This is a genomic window from Pseudomonas sp. ok272 (genome assembly GCF_900109995.1).
GTDB lineage: Bacteria > Pseudomonadota > Gammaproteobacteria > Pseudomonadales > Pseudomonadaceae > Aquipseudomonas.
This window is the reverse complement of record NZ_FOCB01000031.1, coordinates 1-16,002: the sequence shown is the minus strand read 5'-3', so window position 1 is coordinate 16,002 and position 16,002 is coordinate 1. Positions and strand designations below refer to the sequence as shown.

General features: G+C 55.3%; 12 protein-coding genes, 1 tRNA gene and 1 pseudogene. All 14 read left to right on the top strand.

What is annotated here, in order from left to right:
* A pseudogene (locus BMW74_RS24035) lies at positions 1-108 on the top strand (elongation factor Tu); the annotation flags it as partial.
* Between the two features lie 53 nt (positions 109-161).
* A tRNA-Trp gene (locus BMW74_RS24030) sits at positions 162-237 on the top strand.
* Positions 238-282: 45 nt separating this feature from the next.
* Positions 283-651 carry a preprotein translocase subunit SecE gene (gene secE / locus BMW74_RS24025; RefSeq protein WP_093426592.1) on the top strand — a complete coding sequence of 123 codons (369 nt, stop codon included), beginning with the start codon at positions 283-285 and terminating at the stop codon, positions 649-651.
* Between the two features lie 9 nt (positions 652-660).
* A complete protein-coding gene (gene nusG / locus BMW74_RS24020) occupies positions 661-1,194 on the top strand; it encodes a transcription termination/antitermination protein NusG (RefSeq protein WP_093426591.1) in 534 nt (177 codons plus the stop codon).
* 117 nt (positions 1,195-1,311) lie between these two features.
* Positions 1,312-1,743 carry a 50S ribosomal protein L11 gene (rplK, locus tag BMW74_RS24015; RefSeq protein WP_003210097.1) on the top strand — a complete coding sequence of 144 codons (432 nt, stop codon included), beginning with the start codon at positions 1,312-1,314 and terminating at the stop codon, positions 1,741-1,743.
* Positions 1,743-2,438 carry a 50S ribosomal protein L1 gene (gene rplA, locus BMW74_RS24010; RefSeq protein ID WP_093426590.1) on the top strand — a complete coding sequence of 232 codons (696 nt, stop codon included), beginning with the start codon at positions 1,743-1,745 and terminating at the stop codon, positions 2,436-2,438. Before rplK ends, rplA begins: the two co-directional genes overlap by 1 nt.
* A 198-nt stretch (positions 2,439-2,636) precedes the next feature.
* Positions 2,637-3,137, top strand: a complete 501-nt coding sequence (rplJ, locus tag BMW74_RS24005; RefSeq protein ID WP_093426589.1) for a 50S ribosomal protein L10 — start codon at positions 2,637-2,639, stop codon at positions 3,135-3,137.
* 78 nt (positions 3,138-3,215) lie between these two features.
* On the top strand, positions 3,216-3,581 hold the full coding sequence (rplL, locus tag BMW74_RS24000; RefSeq protein WP_017848797.1) for a 50S ribosomal protein L7/L12: 366 nt from the start codon (positions 3,216-3,218) through the stop codon (positions 3,579-3,581).
* A 220-nt stretch (positions 3,582-3,801) separates the two neighbouring features.
* Positions 3,802-7,875 carry a DNA-directed RNA polymerase subunit beta gene (rpoB, locus tag BMW74_RS23995; protein ID WP_093426588.1) on the top strand — a complete coding sequence of 1,358 codons (4,074 nt, stop codon included), beginning with the start codon at positions 3,802-3,804 and terminating at the stop codon, positions 7,873-7,875.
* Positions 7,876-7,939: 64 nt separating this feature from the next.
* Complete coding sequence (gene rpoC / locus BMW74_RS23990; RefSeq protein WP_093426587.1) at positions 7,940-12,139, top strand: DNA-directed RNA polymerase subunit beta'; 4,200 nt, start codon at positions 7,940-7,942, stop codon at positions 12,137-12,139.
* Positions 12,140-12,356: 217 nt separating this feature from the next.
* On the top strand, positions 12,357-12,728 hold the full coding sequence (gene rpsL, locus BMW74_RS23985; RefSeq protein ID WP_002555494.1) for a 30S ribosomal protein S12: 372 nt from the start codon (positions 12,357-12,359) through the stop codon (positions 12,726-12,728).
* 118 nt (positions 12,729-12,846) lie between these two features.
* On the top strand, positions 12,847-13,317 hold the full coding sequence (gene rpsG, locus BMW74_RS23980) for a 30S ribosomal protein S7 (protein ID WP_093426586.1): 471 nt from the start codon (positions 12,847-12,849) through the stop codon (positions 13,315-13,317).
* 30 nt (positions 13,318-13,347) lie between these two features.
* The gene (fusA, locus tag BMW74_RS23975) at positions 13,348-15,453 is read left to right on the top strand and encodes an elongation factor G (RefSeq protein ID WP_093426585.1); all 2,106 of its coding nucleotides are present in this window, start codon (positions 13,348-13,350) and stop codon (positions 15,451-15,453) included.
* 30 nt (positions 15,454-15,483) lie between these two features.
* On the top strand, positions 15,484-16,002 hold a 519-nt coding region (locus BMW74_RS23970; RefSeq protein ID WP_139208466.1), incomplete at its 3' end, for a GTP-binding protein.

Sequence of the window (16,002 nt, the reverse complement as noted above, 5' to 3'; positions counted from 1 at the left end):
GTTGTCACCCTGATCAAAACCATCGCGATGGAAGATGGTCTGCGTTTCGCTATCCGTGAAGGCGGTCGTACCGTCGGCGCTGGCGTCGTAGCCAAGATCTTCGAGTAATTTGTTGTAATGTCTTTTTCGGGCCGGCATAATGGTCGGCCTGATTTTGTTTTAGGTCAGTAGCTCAATTGGCAGAGCGACGGTCTCCAAAACCGTAGGTTGGGGGTTCGATTCCCTCCTGACCTGCCAGATTCACTTGGTGTGTCTGGCTTTCTTTTCACAGGATCTTCATAGATGACTCCTAAAGCTGAAGCTCAAGGCTCTCGCTTCGATCTGCTTAAGTGGCTAGTGGTAGCGACTTTGGTGGTTGTTGGCGTTGTTGGCAATCAGTATTATTCTGCTTCGCCGATCCTGTACCGTGTACTCGCTTTGCTTGCTATTGCTGCTCTAGCTGCCTTTGTAGGCCTGCAGACAGCCAAGGGCAAGTCATTCTTTGTACTGGTTAAGGAAGCTCGCACCGAGATCCGTAAAGTCGTTTGGCCGACTCGCCAAGAAACCACGCAGACCACGTTGATTGTGGTAGCTGTTGTTCTGGTTATGGCGTTGCTGTTGTGGGGGCTTGATTCCCTGCTCGGCTGGCTTGTTTCCTTGATTGTTGGCTAAGGGTGTCCCGTGGCTAAGCGTTGGTATGTTGTGCATGCTTACTCGGGTTACGAGAAGCATGTGATGCGCTCGCTAGTAGAGCGCATAAAGCTGGCAGGCATGGAAGATGGCTTCGGCGAAATTCTGGTTCCCACTGAAGAAGTGGTTGAAATGCGTAATGGCCAGAAGCGCAAAAGCGAACGCAAGTTCTTTCCTGGTTATGTGCTGGTTCAGATGGATATGAGTGAGGGTACTTGGCACTTGGTCAAGGACACTCCTCGAGTGATGGGCTTTATCGGCGGTACCGCTGACAAGCCTGCACCGATCACTGATAAAGAGGCAGAAGCGATTCTGCGTCGTGTTGCTGATGGTAGCGACAAGCCGAAGCCGAAGACGTTGTTCGAGCCGGGCGAAGTGGTCCGTGTCACTGATGGTCCGTTCGCTGATTTTAACGGTACTGTCGAAGAAGTTAACTACGAAAAGAGCCGGATCCAAGTGGCTGTGCTTATTTTCGGTCGCTCTACTCCGGTAGAGCTAGAGTTCAGCCAGGTCGAAAAGGTCTAGCCGAACAAGCATCCCAACCCCGCAGCCCTAGGCTGTGGGGTTTTGTCGTCACTGGGATAAACGCGCAAGTAACCGGGGAGCCTCTCGAGGCGTTCGAACCCGTAATTGGAGTGCCTCATGGCCAAGAAGATTACCGCTTACATCAAGCTGCAAGTGAAGGCCGCTCAGGCTAACCCAAGTCCACCTGTTGGCCCGGCTCTGGGTCAGCACGGCGTGAACATCATGGAATTCTGCAAGGCTTTCAACGCCCGTACCCAGGGTATTGAGCCAGGTCTGCCGACTCCAGTGATCATCACTGTATACAGCGACCGTAGCTTCACGTTCGAAACTAAGTCGACTCCAGCTTCGGTTCTGCTGAAGAAGGCTGCCGGTCTGACTAGCGGTTCCGCTCGTCCAAACACCGTTAAGGTTGGCACCGTAACTCGTGCACAGCTGGAAGAAATCGCGAAAACCAAAAACGCGGATCTGACTGCAGCTGATATGGATGCAGCCGTGCGTACTATCGCCGGTTCTGCTCGTAGCATGGGCCTTAACGTGGAGGGTGTGTAATGGCTAAGCTGACCAAGCGCCAAAAGGCTATCGCCGGCAAAATCGAAGCAGGCAAGGCCTATAGCTTCGTTGACGCAGCTGCTCTCCTGACCGAGCTGTCGACCGTCAAGTTCAGCGAGTCGGTAGACATCGCTGTAAACCTGGGTGTTGACCCGCGTAAATCTGACCAGGTTGTTCGTAGCGCTACTGTGCTGCCACACGGCACTGGTAAGACCGTTCGTGTTGCTGTGTTCACCCAGGGCCCAGCAGCTGAAGCTGCTCTGGCTGCCGGCGCTGATCGCGTAGGCATGGATGACCTGGCTGCCGAAATGAAAGGCGGCGACCTGAACTATGACGTAGTTATCGCATCCCCGGATGCAATGCGCGTTGTGGGTCAGTTGGGTCAGATCCTCGGTCCACGTGGTCTGATGCCTAACCCTAAAGTCGGCACCGTAACTCCAGACGTAGCTACCGCGGTTAAGAACGCCAAGGCTGGTCAGGTTCGTTATCGCACCGACAAAAACGGCATCATTCACACCTCCGTTGGCAAGGTCGGCTTCGACGCCGTCAAGCTGAAGGAAAACGTTGAAGCCCTGATCGCTGATCTGAAGCGTATCAAGCCAGCTTCCTCGAAAGGTATCTACGTTAAGCGCGTTACCCTGAGCACCACTATGGGCCCAGGTCTGGTCATCGACCAAGGCTCGCTGGACGTATAAGACACAAGTTGGCGCGAGCAATCGCGCCGATTGCAAGATTGGGGTCCCTGCCTGGCGGGGGCTATCCAAGACCGTAGGCGACGCAAGTCTTAAACCTCCAGCCTACGCAGATGGTGCTCCCGGTTCCTTACCGAATCAGACACCAAAACGACATTCAGCTTCGGCTGGATGAAACGGTAACAAGCAGGAGTTAAACCCGTGGCAATTAATCTCGAAGACAAGAAGGCCATCGTCGCTGAAGTCAACGAGGCTGCCAAAGCTGCTCTGTCCGCTGTCGTGGCTGATGCCCGTGGTGTGACAGTAAGCGCTATGACCGGACTCCGTAAAGAGGCTCGTGAAGCTGGCGTATACGTACGAGTTGTACGTAACACCCTGCTCAAGCGCGCTGTTGCTGACACTGAATACAGTGTTCTCAACGACGTGTTCACCGGCCCGACCCTGATTGCGTTCTCCAAAGATCACCCGGGCGCTGCTGCCCGTTTGTTCAAAGAGTTCGCCAAGGGTCAGGATAAGTTCGAGATCAAGGCAGCTGCGTTCGAGGGCAAGTTCCTCGCAGCTAATCAGATCGACGTACTGGCAACACTGCCGACCCGTAACGAAGCTATTTCTCAGCTGATGAGCGTGATTCAAGGCGCTACCAGCAAGTTGGCTCGTACTCTGGCCGCAGTTCGCGAGCAAAAAGAAGCTGTCGCAGCCTAAGGCTGAGTATCTTCTCTCGCGTATTTTTGTTTATTTCGATGGCCGCGTAGGCCGTCCCCCAATTCAGGAATTACAGTAATGTCTATCTCTCAAGAAGATATCCTCAACGCCGTAGCTGAAATGTCGGTTCTGCAGGTTGTTGAGCTGATCAAAGCTTTCGAAGAAAAATTCGGCGTTTCCGCTGCCGCTGCTTCTGCTGGCCCAGCTGCTGTTGCTGCTGTTGCTGAAGAGCAAACTGAATTCAACGTCATGCTGCTTGAAGCTGGCGAGAAGAAAGTTAACGTGATCAAGGCAGTACGTGAACTGACCGGTCTGGGCCTGAAAGAAGCCAAGGCTGTAGTTGACGGCGCTCCTGCCATGGTTCTGGAAGCTGTTGCCAAAGACGCAGCTGACAAAGCCAAGGCAACTCTGGAAGAAGCAGGCGCTAAAGTCGAGCTGAAGTAAGCATCGACTTTGCGTCTCCAGCCCGAGCGTTAAGCGAAAGGCTGATGGCTGGTGGCTCTTGCCACCGGCCTTTTTCCGTTATTGGCAGCCGACTGGGTCGGTGCTGATAGCGTGCTGTAACCACCCGATGCGGTGGAGCAAACCATGGGGTTTGCACGATTTTCTGGCTGCTCCCGTCGGGAGGGGCCAAACAAGCAGGTGACCAAGCTGGGGAACGCTGATGGCTTACTCATATACTGAGAAAAAACGTATCCGCAAGGACTTTAGCAAGTTGCCGGACGTCATGGATGTGCCGTACCTCCTGGCCATCCAGCTGGATTCGTATCGTGAATTCTTGCAAGCGGGAGCGACTAAAGATCAGTTCCGCGACGTGGGCCTGCATGCGGCCTTCAAATCCGTTTTCCCGATCATCAGCTACTCCGGCAATGCTGCGCTGGAGTACGTCGGTTATCGCCTGGGCGAACCGGCATTTGATGTCAAAGAATGCGTATTGCGCGGTGTGACTTACGCCGTACCTTTGCGGGTAAAAGTGCGCCTGATCATTTTCGACAAAGAATCGTCGAACAAAGCGATCAAGGACATTAAAGAGCAAGAAGTCTACATGGGTGAAATTCCCCTGATGACTGAGAACGGTACCTTCGTAATCAACGGTACCGAGCGTGTAATCGTTTCCCAGTTGCACCGTTCCCCGGGCGTGTTCTTCGACCACGACCGTGGCAAGACGCACAGCTCCGGTAAACTGCTGTACTCGGCGCGCATCATTCCTTACCGCGGTTCGTGGTTGGACTTCGAGTTCGACCCGAAAGACTGTGTGTTCGTGCGTATCGACCGTCGTCGCAAGCTGCCTGCGTCGGTACTGCTGCGCGCGCTCGGCTATACCACCGAAGAAGTGCTGGATGCGTTCTACACCACCAACGTTTTCCACGTGCAGGGTGAAAACCTCAGCCTGGAACTGGTGCCTCAGCGCCTGCGTGGTGAAATTGCTGTCCTGGATATCCTGGATGACAAAGGCAAGGTTATTGTCGAGCAAGGTCGTCGTATCACCGCTCGCCATATCAACCAGTTGGAAAAAGCAGGGATCAAAGAGCTGCAAGTGCCTCTGGACTATGTCCTGGGTCGCACTACCGCCAAGGTCATCGTGCATCCGGCAACCGGCGAAATCCTGGCAGAGTGCAACACCGAGCTGAACACCGAGATCCTGGCGAAAATCGCCAAGTCTCAGGTTGTTCGTATCGAAACTCTGTACACCAACGATATCGACTGCGGTCCGTTCGTCTCCGACACGCTGAAGATCGACTCCACCAGCAACCAATTGGAAGCGCTGGTCGAGATCTATCGCATGATGCGTCCAGGCGAGCCGCCTACCAAGGACGCTGCCGAAACCCTGTTCAACAACCTGTTCTTCAGCCCTGAGCGCTATGACCTGTCTGCGGTCGGCCGGATGAAGTTCAACCGTCGTATCGGTCGTACCGAGATCGAAGGTTCGGGCGTGTTGTGCAAGGAAGACATCGTCGCGGTACTGAAGACTCTGGTCGACATCCGTAACGGTAAGGGCATCGTCGATGACATCGATCACCTGGGTAACCGTCGTGTTCGCTGCGTAGGCGAAATGGCCGAAAACCAGTTCCGCGTTGGCCTGGTACGTGTTGAGCGTGCGGTCAAAGAGCGTCTGTCGATGGCTGAAAGCGAAGGCCTGATGCCGCAAGACCTGATCAACGCCAAGCCAGTGGCTGCGGCGGTGAAAGAGTTCTTCGGTTCCAGCCAGCTCTCGCAGTTCATGGACCAGAACAACCCTCTCTCCGAGATTACCCACAAGCGCCGTGTTTCTGCACTGGGCCCGGGCGGTTTGACTCGTGAGCGCGCTGGTTTTGAAGTTCGTGACGTACACCCGACTCACTATGGTCGTGTATGCCCGATTGAAACGCCGGAAGGTCCGAACATCGGCCTGATCAACTCCCTGGCCGCTTATGCGCGCACCAACCAGTACGGCTTCCTTGAGAGCCCGTACCGAGTGGTGAAAGACGCCTTGGTCACCGACGAGATCGTGTTCCTGTCCGCCATCGAAGAAGCTGATCACGTGATCGCCCAGGCTTCGGCCGCGATGAACGACAAGAAAATGCTGATCGACGAGCTGGTGGCCGTTCGTCACTTGAACGAGTTCACCGTCAAGGCGCCGGAAGACGTCACCTTGATGGACGTATCGCCGAAGCAGGTAGTTTCGGTTGCGGCGTCGCTGATCCCGTTCCTCGAGCACGACGACGCCAACCGTGCGTTGATGGGTTCGAACATGCAGCGTCAAGCTGTACCAACCCTGCGCGCTGACAAGCCGCTGGTGGGTACCGGCATGGAGCGTAACGTGGCTCGCGACTCCGGCGTTTGCGTCGTGGCTCGTCGTGGCGGCGTGATCGACTCCGTTGATGCCAGCCGTATCGTGGTTCGTGTTGCCGATGACGAAGTTGAAACCGGCGAAGCTGGTGTCGACATCTACAACCTGACCAAATACACCCGCTCCAACCAGAACACCTGCATCAACCAGCGTCCGCTGGTGCGTAAGGGTGATCGGGTTCAGCGCAGCGACATCATGGCTGACGGTCCGTCTACCGATATGGGTGAGCTGGCACTGGGTCAGAACATGCGCATCGCGTTCATGGCCTGGAACGGTTACAACTTCGAAGACTCCATCTGCCTGTCGGAACGAGTTGTTCAAGAAGATCGCTTTACCACGATCCACATTCAGGAACTGACCTGTGTGGCGCGTGACACCAAGCTTGGGCCAGAGGAAATCACTGCAGACATCCCGAACGTGGGTGAAGCTGCACTGAACAAGCTGGACGAAGCCGGTATCGTTTATGTAGGTGCTGAAGTTGGCGCTGGCGACATTCTGGTGGGTAAGGTCACTCCGAAAGGCGAGACCCAACTGACTCCGGAAGAGAAGCTGTTGCGTGCCATCTTCGGTGAAAAAGCCAGCGACGTTAAAGACACCTCCCTGCGCGTGCCTACCGGCACCAAGGGCACCGTCATCGACGTACAAGTCTTCACTCGTGACGGCGTTGAGCGTGATGCTCGTGCTCTGTCGATCGAGAAGACTCAGCTCGACGAGATCCGCAAGGACCTGAACGAAGAGTTCCGTATCGTTGAAGGCGCGACTTTCGAACGTCTGCGTTCCGCTCTGGTCGGCCACAAAGCCGAAGGCGGCGCCGGCCTGAAGAAAGGTCAGGAGATTACCGACGAAGTTCTCGACGGTCTTGAGCATGGTCAGTGGTTCAAGCTGCGCATGGCTGAAGATGCTCTGAACGAGCAGCTCGAGAAGGCTCAGGCCTACATCGTTGATCGCCGCCGTCTGCTGGACGACAAGTTCGAAGATAAGAAGCGCAAGCTGCAGCAAGGCGATGACCTGGCTCCAGGCGTGCTGAAGATCGTCAAGGTTTACCTGGCAATCCGTCGTCGCATCCAGCCGGGCGACAAGATGGCCGGTCGTCACGGTAACAAAGGTGTGGTCTCCGTGATCATGCCGGTTGAAGACATGCCGCACGATGCCAATGGCACGCCGGTCGACGTGGTCCTCAACCCACTGGGCGTACCTTCGCGTATGAACGTTGGTCAGATCCTTGAAACCCACCTGGGCCTCGCGGCTAAAGGGTTGGGCGAGAAGATCAACCGTATGATCGAAGAGCAGCGCAAGGTTGCTGAGCTGCGTAAGTTCCTGCACGAGATCTACAACGAGATCGGCGGACGTCAAGAAAGTCTTGATGACTTCACCGACCAGGAAATCCTGGATCTGGCGAAGAACCTGCGTGGCGGCGTACCAATGGCCACTCCAGTGTTCGACGGTGCCAAGGAAAGCGAAATCAAGGCCATGCTGAAACTGGCAGACCTGCCAGAAAGCGGCCAGATGCAGCTGACTGACGGCCGTACCGGCAACAAGTTCGAGCGCCCGGTTACCGTTGGCTACATGTACATGCTGAAGCTGAACCACTTGGTAGACGACAAGATGCACGCTCGTTCTACCGGTTCGTACAGCCTGGTTACCCAGCAGCCGCTGGGTGGTAAGGCGCAGTTCGGTGGTCAGCGTTTCGGGGAGATGGAGGTCTGGGCACTGGAAGCATACGGTGCTGCATACACTCTGCAAGAAATGCTCACAGTGAAGTCGGACGATGTGAACGGCCGTACCAAGATGTACAAAAACATCGTGGATGGCGATCACCGTATGGAGCCGGGCATGCCCGAGTCCTTCAACGTGTTGATCAAGGAAATTCGTTCCCTCGGCATCGATATCGATCTGGAAACCGAATAACACGTGACGCGAATCGAGAGCGGGGCAGGATTGCCCGCTCTCTGCTCCGCCAGGAGGAAAGGCCTTGAAAGACCTACTGAATTTGCTGAAAAACCAGGGTCAAGTCGAAGAGTTCGACGCCATCCGTATTGGATTGGCATCGCCTGAGATGATCCGTTCGTGGTCGTTCGGTGAAGTTAAAAAGCCGGAAACCATTAACTACCGTACGTTCAAACCTGAGCGTGATGGCCTGTTCTGCGCCAAGATCTTTGGCCCGGTAAAGGATTACGAGTGCCTGTGCGGTAAGTACAAGCGCTTGAAGCACCGTGGTGTCATCTGCGAGAAGTGCGGCGTTGAAGTTGCACTGGCCAAGGTTCGTCGTGAGCGCATGGCGCACATTGAACTGGCTTCGCCGGTTGCCCACATCTGGTTCCTGAAGTCGCTGCCGTCCCGTATCGGCTTGCTGATGGACATGACCCTGCGTGATATCGAGCGCGTTCTCTACTTCGAGAGCTATGTCGTTATCGATCCAGGCATGACCACCCTTGAAAAGGGTCAGTTGCTGAACGATGAGCAGTACTTCGAAGCGCTGGAAGAGTTCGGCGACGATTTCGATGCCCGCATGGGTGCCGAAGCTGTCCGCGAACTGCTGCACGCTATCGACCTGGAACACGAGATTGGCCGTCTGCGTGAAGAGATTCCGCAAACCAACTCCGAAACCAAAATCAAGAAGCTGTCCAAGCGTCTGAAGTTGATGGAAGCCTTCCAGGGTTCCGGCAACCTGCCAGAGTGGATGGTGCTGACCGTTCTGCCGGTTCTGCCGCCAGACCTGCGTCCGCTGGTCCCGTTGGATGGTGGTCGTTTCGCGACTTCCGACCTCAACGACCTGTATCGTCGAGTGATCAACCGTAACAACCGCTTGAAGCGCCTGCTTGATCTGTCCGCTCCGGACATCATCGTGCGCAACGAAAAGCGTATGTTGCAGGAAGCCGTCGACGCCTTGCTCGACAACGGTCGTCGTGGCCGTGCTATCACCGGTTCCAACAAGCGTCCTCTGAAATCCTTGGCCGACATGATCAAGGGTAAGCAAGGTCGTTTCCGTCAGAACTTGCTCGGTAAGCGTGTTGACTACTCGGGTCGTTCGGTAATTACCGTAGGTCCGACCCTGCGTCTGCACCAGTGCGGTCTTCCGAAGAAGATGGCGCTCGAACTGTTCAAGCCGTTCATTTTCGGCAAGCTGGAAATGCGTGGTCTCGCGACCACCATCAAAGCTGCCAAGAAGATGGTCGAGCGCGAGCTGCCGGAAGTTTGGGACGTTCTCGCTGAAGTGATTCGCGAACACCCGGTTCTCCTCAACCGTGCACCGACCCTTCACCGTCTGGGTATCCAGGCGTTTGAACCAGTACTGATCGAAGGTAAGGCTATCCAGCTGCACCCGTTGGTCTGTGCCGCGTACAACGCCGACTTCGACGGCGACCAAATGGCCGTGCACGTACCGCTGACACTGGAAGCCCAGTTGGAAGCGCGTGCGTTGATGATGTCGACCAACAACATTCTGTCGCCAGCTAACGGTGAGCCAATCATCGTTCCGTCGCAGGACGTTGTATTGGGTCTGTACTACATGACGCGTGAAGCGATCAACGCCAAAGGCGAAGGTCGTGTGTTCGCGGATCTGCAAGAAGTTGACCGTGTGTTCCGTGCCGGCGAAGCCGCACTGCACGCCAAGGTCAAAGTGCGGATCAATGAAACCGTCAATGACCGTGATGGTGGCAGCGTAAGCGGCACCCGTATCGTCGACACCACTGTCGGCCGTGCGCTGCTGTTCCAGGTTGTGCCAAAAGGTCTGTCGTACGACGTCGTCAACCTGCCAATGAAGAAAAAGGCGATCTCCAAGCTGATCAACCAGTGCTACCGCGTGGTTGGTCTGAAAGAGACCGTTATCTTCGCTGACCAGTTGATGTACACCGGTTTTGCCTATTCGACTATTTCCGGCGTTTCCATCGGTGTTAACGACTTCGTTATCCCGGATGAAAAAGCTCGCATCATCAGCGCGGCTACTGATGAAGTAAAAGAAATCGAAAGTCAGTACGCCTCCGGCCTGGTAACCCAGGGCGAGAAGTACAACAAAGTGATCGACCTTTGGTCCAAGGCGAACGACGAAGTTTCCAAGGCGATGATGGCTAACCTCTCGAAAGAGAAAGTCATCGACCGTCATGGCGTCGAAGTCGAACAAGAGTCCTTCAACTCGATGTACATGATGGCCGACTCGGGCGCACGGGGTTCTGCTGCGCAGATCCGTCAGCTCGCCGGTATGCGTGGCCTGATGGCCAAGCCGGACGGTTCCATCATCGAAACGCCGATTACCGCGAACTTCCGTGAAGGTTTGAGCGTACTTCAGTACTTCATCTCGACTCACGGTGCTCGTAAAGGTTTGGCGGATACCGCGTTGAAAACCGCGAACTCCGGTTACCTGACTCGTCGTCTGGTTGACGTGGCGCAAGATCTGGTTGTTACCGAGATCGATTGCGGCACCGAGCACGGCCTGCTGATGACTCCGCACATTGAAGGCGGTGACGTTGTAGAGCCGCTGGGTGAGCGCGTATTGGGTCGTGTAATTGCGCGTGACGTGTTCAAGCCGGGCACCGAGGACGTTATCGTCCCTGCCGGCACCTTGGTTGATGAGAAGTGGGTCGAGTTCATCGAACTCAACAGCATCGACGAAGTGATCGTGCGTTCGCCAATCAGCTGCGAAACCCGCTACGGCATTTGCGCCAAGTGCTACGGCCGTGATCTGGCTCGTGGTCACCAGGTGAACATCGGTGAAGCGGTCGGCGTTATCGCTGCCCAGTCCATCGGTGAGCCGGGTACCCAGCTGACCATGCGTACGTTCCACATCGGTGGTGCGGCAAGCCGGACCTCCGCTGCTGACAGTGTTCAGGTGAAGAATGGCGGTACCGTCCGCCTGCATAACCTCAAGCACGTTGAGCGAGTGGATGGCCACCTGGTTGCTGTGTCTCGTTCCGGTGAGCTGGCGATTGCTGATGACTACGGTCGTGAGCGCGAGCGTTACAAGCTGCCGTACGGTGCTGTGATTTCGGTTAAAGAAGGTGACAAGGTCGACGCTGGCGCAATCGTGGCCAAGTGGGATCCGCACACTCACCCAATCGTTACCGAAATGAAAGGTACCGTGACCTACGTGGGCATGGAAGAAGGCATCACGATCAAGCGTCAGACTGACGAATTGACCGGTATGACCAACATTGAAGTACTCGACGCTAAAGATCGTCCAGCTGCCGGTAAAGACATCCGTCCTGCCGTTAAGATGGTCGACGACAACGGCAAGGATCTGTTGCTGCCAGGTACTGACGTAATCGCTCAGTACTTCCTGCCAGCCAACGCCCTGGTCGGTGTAGCGGATGGTGCGAAGATCGCGATCGGTGATGTTATCGCGCGTATCCCGCAAGAAACTTCGAAGACTCGTGACATCACCGGTGGTTTGCCGCGTGTTGCCGACCTGTTCGAAGCTCGTCGTCCGAAAGAAGCGTCGATCCTGGCTGAAGTCAGCGGCACCATCGCGTTCGGTAAAGAGACCAAAGGCAAGCGCCGTCTGGTTATCACCCCGAACGACGGTAGCGATCCGTATGAAGAGCTGATTCCGAAGTGGCGTCACCTGAACGTGTTTGAAGGCGAACAGGTAAACCGCGGCGAAGTTATCTCCGACGGTCCGAGCGATCCACACGACATCCTGCGTCTGCTGGGTGTGAGTGCGCTGGCCAAGTACATCGTTAACGAAATCCAGGACGTTTACCGTCTGCAAGGCGTGAAGATCAACGATAAGCACATCGAGACCATCTTGCGTCAGATGCTGCGTAAAGTTGAGATTGCTGAGTCTGGCGATTCCACTTTCATCAAGGGCGACCAGATGGAATTGACTCACGTTTTGGTAGAGAACGAACGTTTGGGCGCGGACGACAAGTTTGTCTCCAAGTTCACTCGCGTTCTGCTGGGTATCACCAAGGCGTCGCTGTCCACCGAATCGTTCATCTCGGCGGCCTCTTTCCAAGAGACCACTCGCGTACTGACCGAAGCAGCAGTGACCGGCAAGCGCGATTACCTGCGCGGCCTGAAAGAAAACGTGGTCGTGGGTCGTTTGATCCCGGCAGGTACCGGCCTGGCTTATCACAGCGAGCGTAAGCGCCGCCGTGAACTTGACAAGCCGTTGCGCGTAAGCGCCAGTGAAGTGGAAGCTGCACTGACCGAAGCGCTGAACTCTAGCGGTAACTGAGTTCTGCGATAAGTGAGCGTAAGGCCCTGGCAGCTCCGTTCGTCGAATCGACACAAATAGTCGAGGTTCGACAAGCGGAGAGGTCGGGGCCTTGCCTTGACTGGGGGCAAGATCCTCTTTAGACTCTTGTACCCCTAAATTTGGCGGGAATTCGTTCCTGCCATTTTTGCTTTTCTTGCAAGACAATAGCGTCGCAAGACAACAGTGGAGCTAGTAGATGGCAACTATCAACCAGCTGGTACGTCAGCCGCGTAAGCGTATCGTCGAGAAATCCGACGTGCCTGCGCTGCAGAACTGCCCGCAACGTCGTGGCGTATGCACCCGTGTGTATACCACCACGCCGAAAAAACCTAACTCGGCACTGCGTAAAGTATGCCGTGTGCGTCTGACCAACGGTTTCGAGGTTTCCTCGTATATCGGTGGTGAAGGCCACAACCTGCAAGAGCACAGCGTGGTACTGATCCGCGGCGGTCGTGTAAAAGACTTGCCAGGTGTTCGTTACCACACCGTACGCGGTTCTTTGGATACTTCCGGCGTTAAAGGTCGTAACCAGGGTCGTTCGAAGTACGGTACCAAGAAGCCTAAGTAGTAGCGGCTTTTTGTAAAAACTGAATTATCTATTTTTCTGAGTCGATAAGAGTAAGGTCGGAGGCGTCCCGAAAGGGCACCATTCCGAGCGAACCTGAAGACCGTTTGAGGGCTTATCCATGCCAAGAAGACGCGTAGCAGCCAAGCGCGAAGTGCTTGACGATCCAAAATACGGAAGCCAAATCCTGGCCAAGTTCATGAACCACGTGATGGAAAGCGGCAAGAAAGCCGTTGCCGAGCGTATCGTTTATGGCGCGCTGGAAAAGGTTAAAGAGCGCAAGAACAGCGATCCCCTGGAAATCTTCGAGAAAGCTCTCGACGCCATCGCTCCGCTGGTCGAAGTGAAGTCGCGCCGTGTAGGCGGTGCTACTTACCAGGTTCCGGTCGAAGTTCGCCCGTCCCGTCGTAACGCCCTGGCAATGCGCTGGTTGGTAGACTACGCCCGCAAGCGCGGCGAGAAGTCTATGGCTCTGCGTTTGGCTGGCGAGCTGTTGGATGCTGCTGAAGGTAAAGGTGCTGCTGTTAAGAAGCGTGAAGACGTGCACCGTATGGCCGAAGCTAACAAAGCTTTCTCGCACTACCGCTTCTAATTTTAGCTTCACTAATTTTGCGAGGGCTTTATGGCTCGTACTACTCCGATTAGTCGCTACCGTAACATCGGTATCTGCGCTCACGTGGATGCTGGTAAAACCACCACCACCGAGCGCGTCCTTTTTTACACTGGCAAAAGTCACAAGATGGGCGAGGTGCACGATGGCGCCGCGACCACAGACTGGATGGTGCAGGAGCAGGAGCGTGGTATTACCATTACTTCTGCTGCTATCACCGCCTTCTGGCAGGGTTCCGCTAAGCAGCACAAGGACCAATACCGCTTCAACGTCATCGATACCCCGGGCCACGTTGACTTCACTATTGAAGTTGAGCGTTCCCTGCGTGTACTCGACGGCGCGGTCGTTGTGTTCTGCGGTACTTCGGGTGTTGAGCCTCAGTCGGAAACCGTGTGGCGTCAAGCCAACAAGTACGGTGTTCCGCGTCTTGTTTACGTAAACAAGATGGACCGTGCTGGCGCGAACTTCCTGCGCGTTGTCGAGCAGATCAAGAAGCGTCTGGGTCACACTCCGGTGCCAATCCAGTTGGCTATCGGTTCCGAAGACAACTTTCAGGGTCAGATCGATCTGATGACCATGGAAGCGGTTTACTGGAATGATGCTGACAAGGGCACTGTTCCTCGTCGCGAGGCTATCCCTGCCGAGTTGCAGGAACTGGCTGAAGAGTGGCGCGGCAACATGGTTGAGGCTGCGGCCGAAGCCAGCGAAGAGCTGATGAACAAATACCTCGAGGGTGAAGAACTCTCCATCGAGGAAATCAAGGGCGCTCTGCGTCAGCGTACTATCGCTGGTGAAATCGTTCTGGCTGTTTGCGGTTCTTCGTTCAAGAACAAGGGTGTTCCCCTGGTTCTCGACGCCGTTATCGACTACCTGCCTGCGCCAACCGATATTCCTGCCATCAAGGGTTCTGACCCGGATGACGAGACTATCGAGCTGGAGCGTCATGCAAACGATGACGAGCCGTTCTCGGCTCTGGCGTTCAAGATCGCTACCGACCCATTCGTGGGTACCTTGACCTTCGTCCGTGTTTACTCGGGCGTGTTGAACTCCGGTGACGGCGTGATCAACTCGGTTAAGGGCAAGAAAGAGCGCGTGGGTCGTATGGTGCAAATGCACGCAAACGCCCGTGAAGAGATCAAGGAAGTGCGCGCTGGTGACATCGCGGCCCTGATCGGCATGAAGGACGTCACCACTGGTGAGACCTTGTGCAACGCTGACAAGCCAATCATCCTGGTTCGCATGGACTTCCCGGAGCCGGTTATTTCGGTTGCCGTTGAGCCTAAGACCAAGGACGACCAGGAAAAAATGGGTGTTGCTCTGGGCAAACTCGCTCAGGAAGACCCGTCTTTCCGCGTTAAAACCGATGAGGAAACTGGTCAGACGATCATTTCCGGCATGGGCGAGTTGCACTTGGACATCCTGGTTGACCGGATGCGTCGCGAGTTCAACGTCGAAGCCAACATTGGTAAGCCTCAGGTTTCCTATCGTGAGCGCATCACGAAGAACTGCGAAATCGAAGGCAAGTTCGTTCGTCAGTCCGGCGGTCGTGGCCAGTTCGGTCACTGCTGGATCCGTTTTGCTCCTGCTGACGAAGGTCAGGAAGGTCTGCAATTCGTGAACGAAGTTGTTGGTGGTGTGGTTCCTAAGGAATACATCCCGGCTATCCAGAAGGGTATCGAAGAGCAGATGAAGAACGGCGTTGTTGCCGGCTATCCGCTGATCGGCCTGAAGGCTACCGTGTTTGATGGTTCTTACCACGACGTCGACTCCAACGAGATGGCGTTTAAGGTGGCTGCTTCCATGGCGACCAAGCAACTGGCCCAGAAGGGCGGTGGTGAGTTGCTTGAGCCGATCATGGCGGTAGAGGTTGTTACGCCTGAAGACTATATGGGTGACGTGATGGGCGACCTTAACCGTCGTCGCGGCATGATCTTGGGTATGGAAGACACAGTGTCCGGCAAGGTAATTCGCGCCGAAGTTCCGCTGGGTGAGATGTTCGGTTATGCGACCGACGTTCGTTCCATGTCCCAGGGTCGCGCAAGCTACTCTATGGAATTCAAAAAATACAATACAGCTCCGTCGCACATCGTCGAAACTGTTACCAAAAAACAAGGCTGATTCAGCCCTTTAGGCAAGGAGTTAATTGTCGTGGCTAAAGAAAAATTTGACCGTACCCTCCCGCACGTCAACGTTGGCACCATTGGTCACGTTGACCACGGTAAAACCACGCTGACCGCTGCTCTGACTCGCGTCTGCTCCGAAGTTTTCGGTTCTGCTGCTGTTGCTTTCGATAAAATCGACAGCGCTCCAGAAGAAAAGGCTCGTGGTATCACCATCAACACCTCGCACGTCGAGTACAACTCGCTGATCCGTCACTACGCTCACGTTGACTGCCCAGGTCACGCTGACTATGTGAAGAACATGATCACCGGTGCTGCTCAGATGGACGGCGCGATCCTGGTTTGCTCGGCTGCCGATGGTCCGATGCCTCAGACTCGTGAGCACATCCTGCTCTCCCGTCAGGTAGGTGTTCCGTACATCGTGGTTTTCCTGAACAAGGCTGACCTGGTAGACGACGCTGAGCTGCTGGAACTGGTTGAGATGGAAGTGCGCGATCTGTTGAGCACTTACGACTTCCCGGGCGACGACACTCCAATCATCATCGGC

Excerpts from the sequence above, each read along its gene's own strand:
- fusA (WP_093426585.1), top strand. The coding sequence starts at position 13,348 with ATGGCTCGTACTACTCCGATTAGTCGCTACCGTAACATCGGTATCTGC.
- rpsG (WP_093426586.1), top strand. The coding sequence starts at position 12,847 with ATGCCAAGAAGACGCGTAGCAGCCAAGCGCGAAGTGCTTGACGATCCA.
- rpsL (WP_002555494.1), top strand. The coding sequence starts at position 12,357 with ATGGCAACTATCAACCAGCTGGTACGTCAGCCGCGTAAGCGTATCGTC.
- rpoB (WP_093426588.1), top strand. The coding sequence starts at position 3,802 with ATGGCTTACTCATATACTGAGAAAAAACGTATCCGCAAGGACTTTAGC.
- rplK (WP_003210097.1), top strand. The coding sequence starts at position 1,312 with ATGGCCAAGAAGATTACCGCTTACATCAAGCTGCAAGTGAAGGCCGCT.
- secE (WP_093426592.1), top strand. The coding sequence starts at position 283 with ATGACTCCTAAAGCTGAAGCTCAAGGCTCTCGCTTCGATCTGCTTAAG.
- rplL (WP_017848797.1), top strand. The coding sequence starts at position 3,216 with ATGTCTATCTCTCAAGAAGATATCCTCAACGCCGTAGCTGAAATGTCG.
- rplA (WP_093426590.1), top strand. The coding sequence starts at position 1,743 with ATGGCTAAGCTGACCAAGCGCCAAAAGGCTATCGCCGGCAAAATCGAA.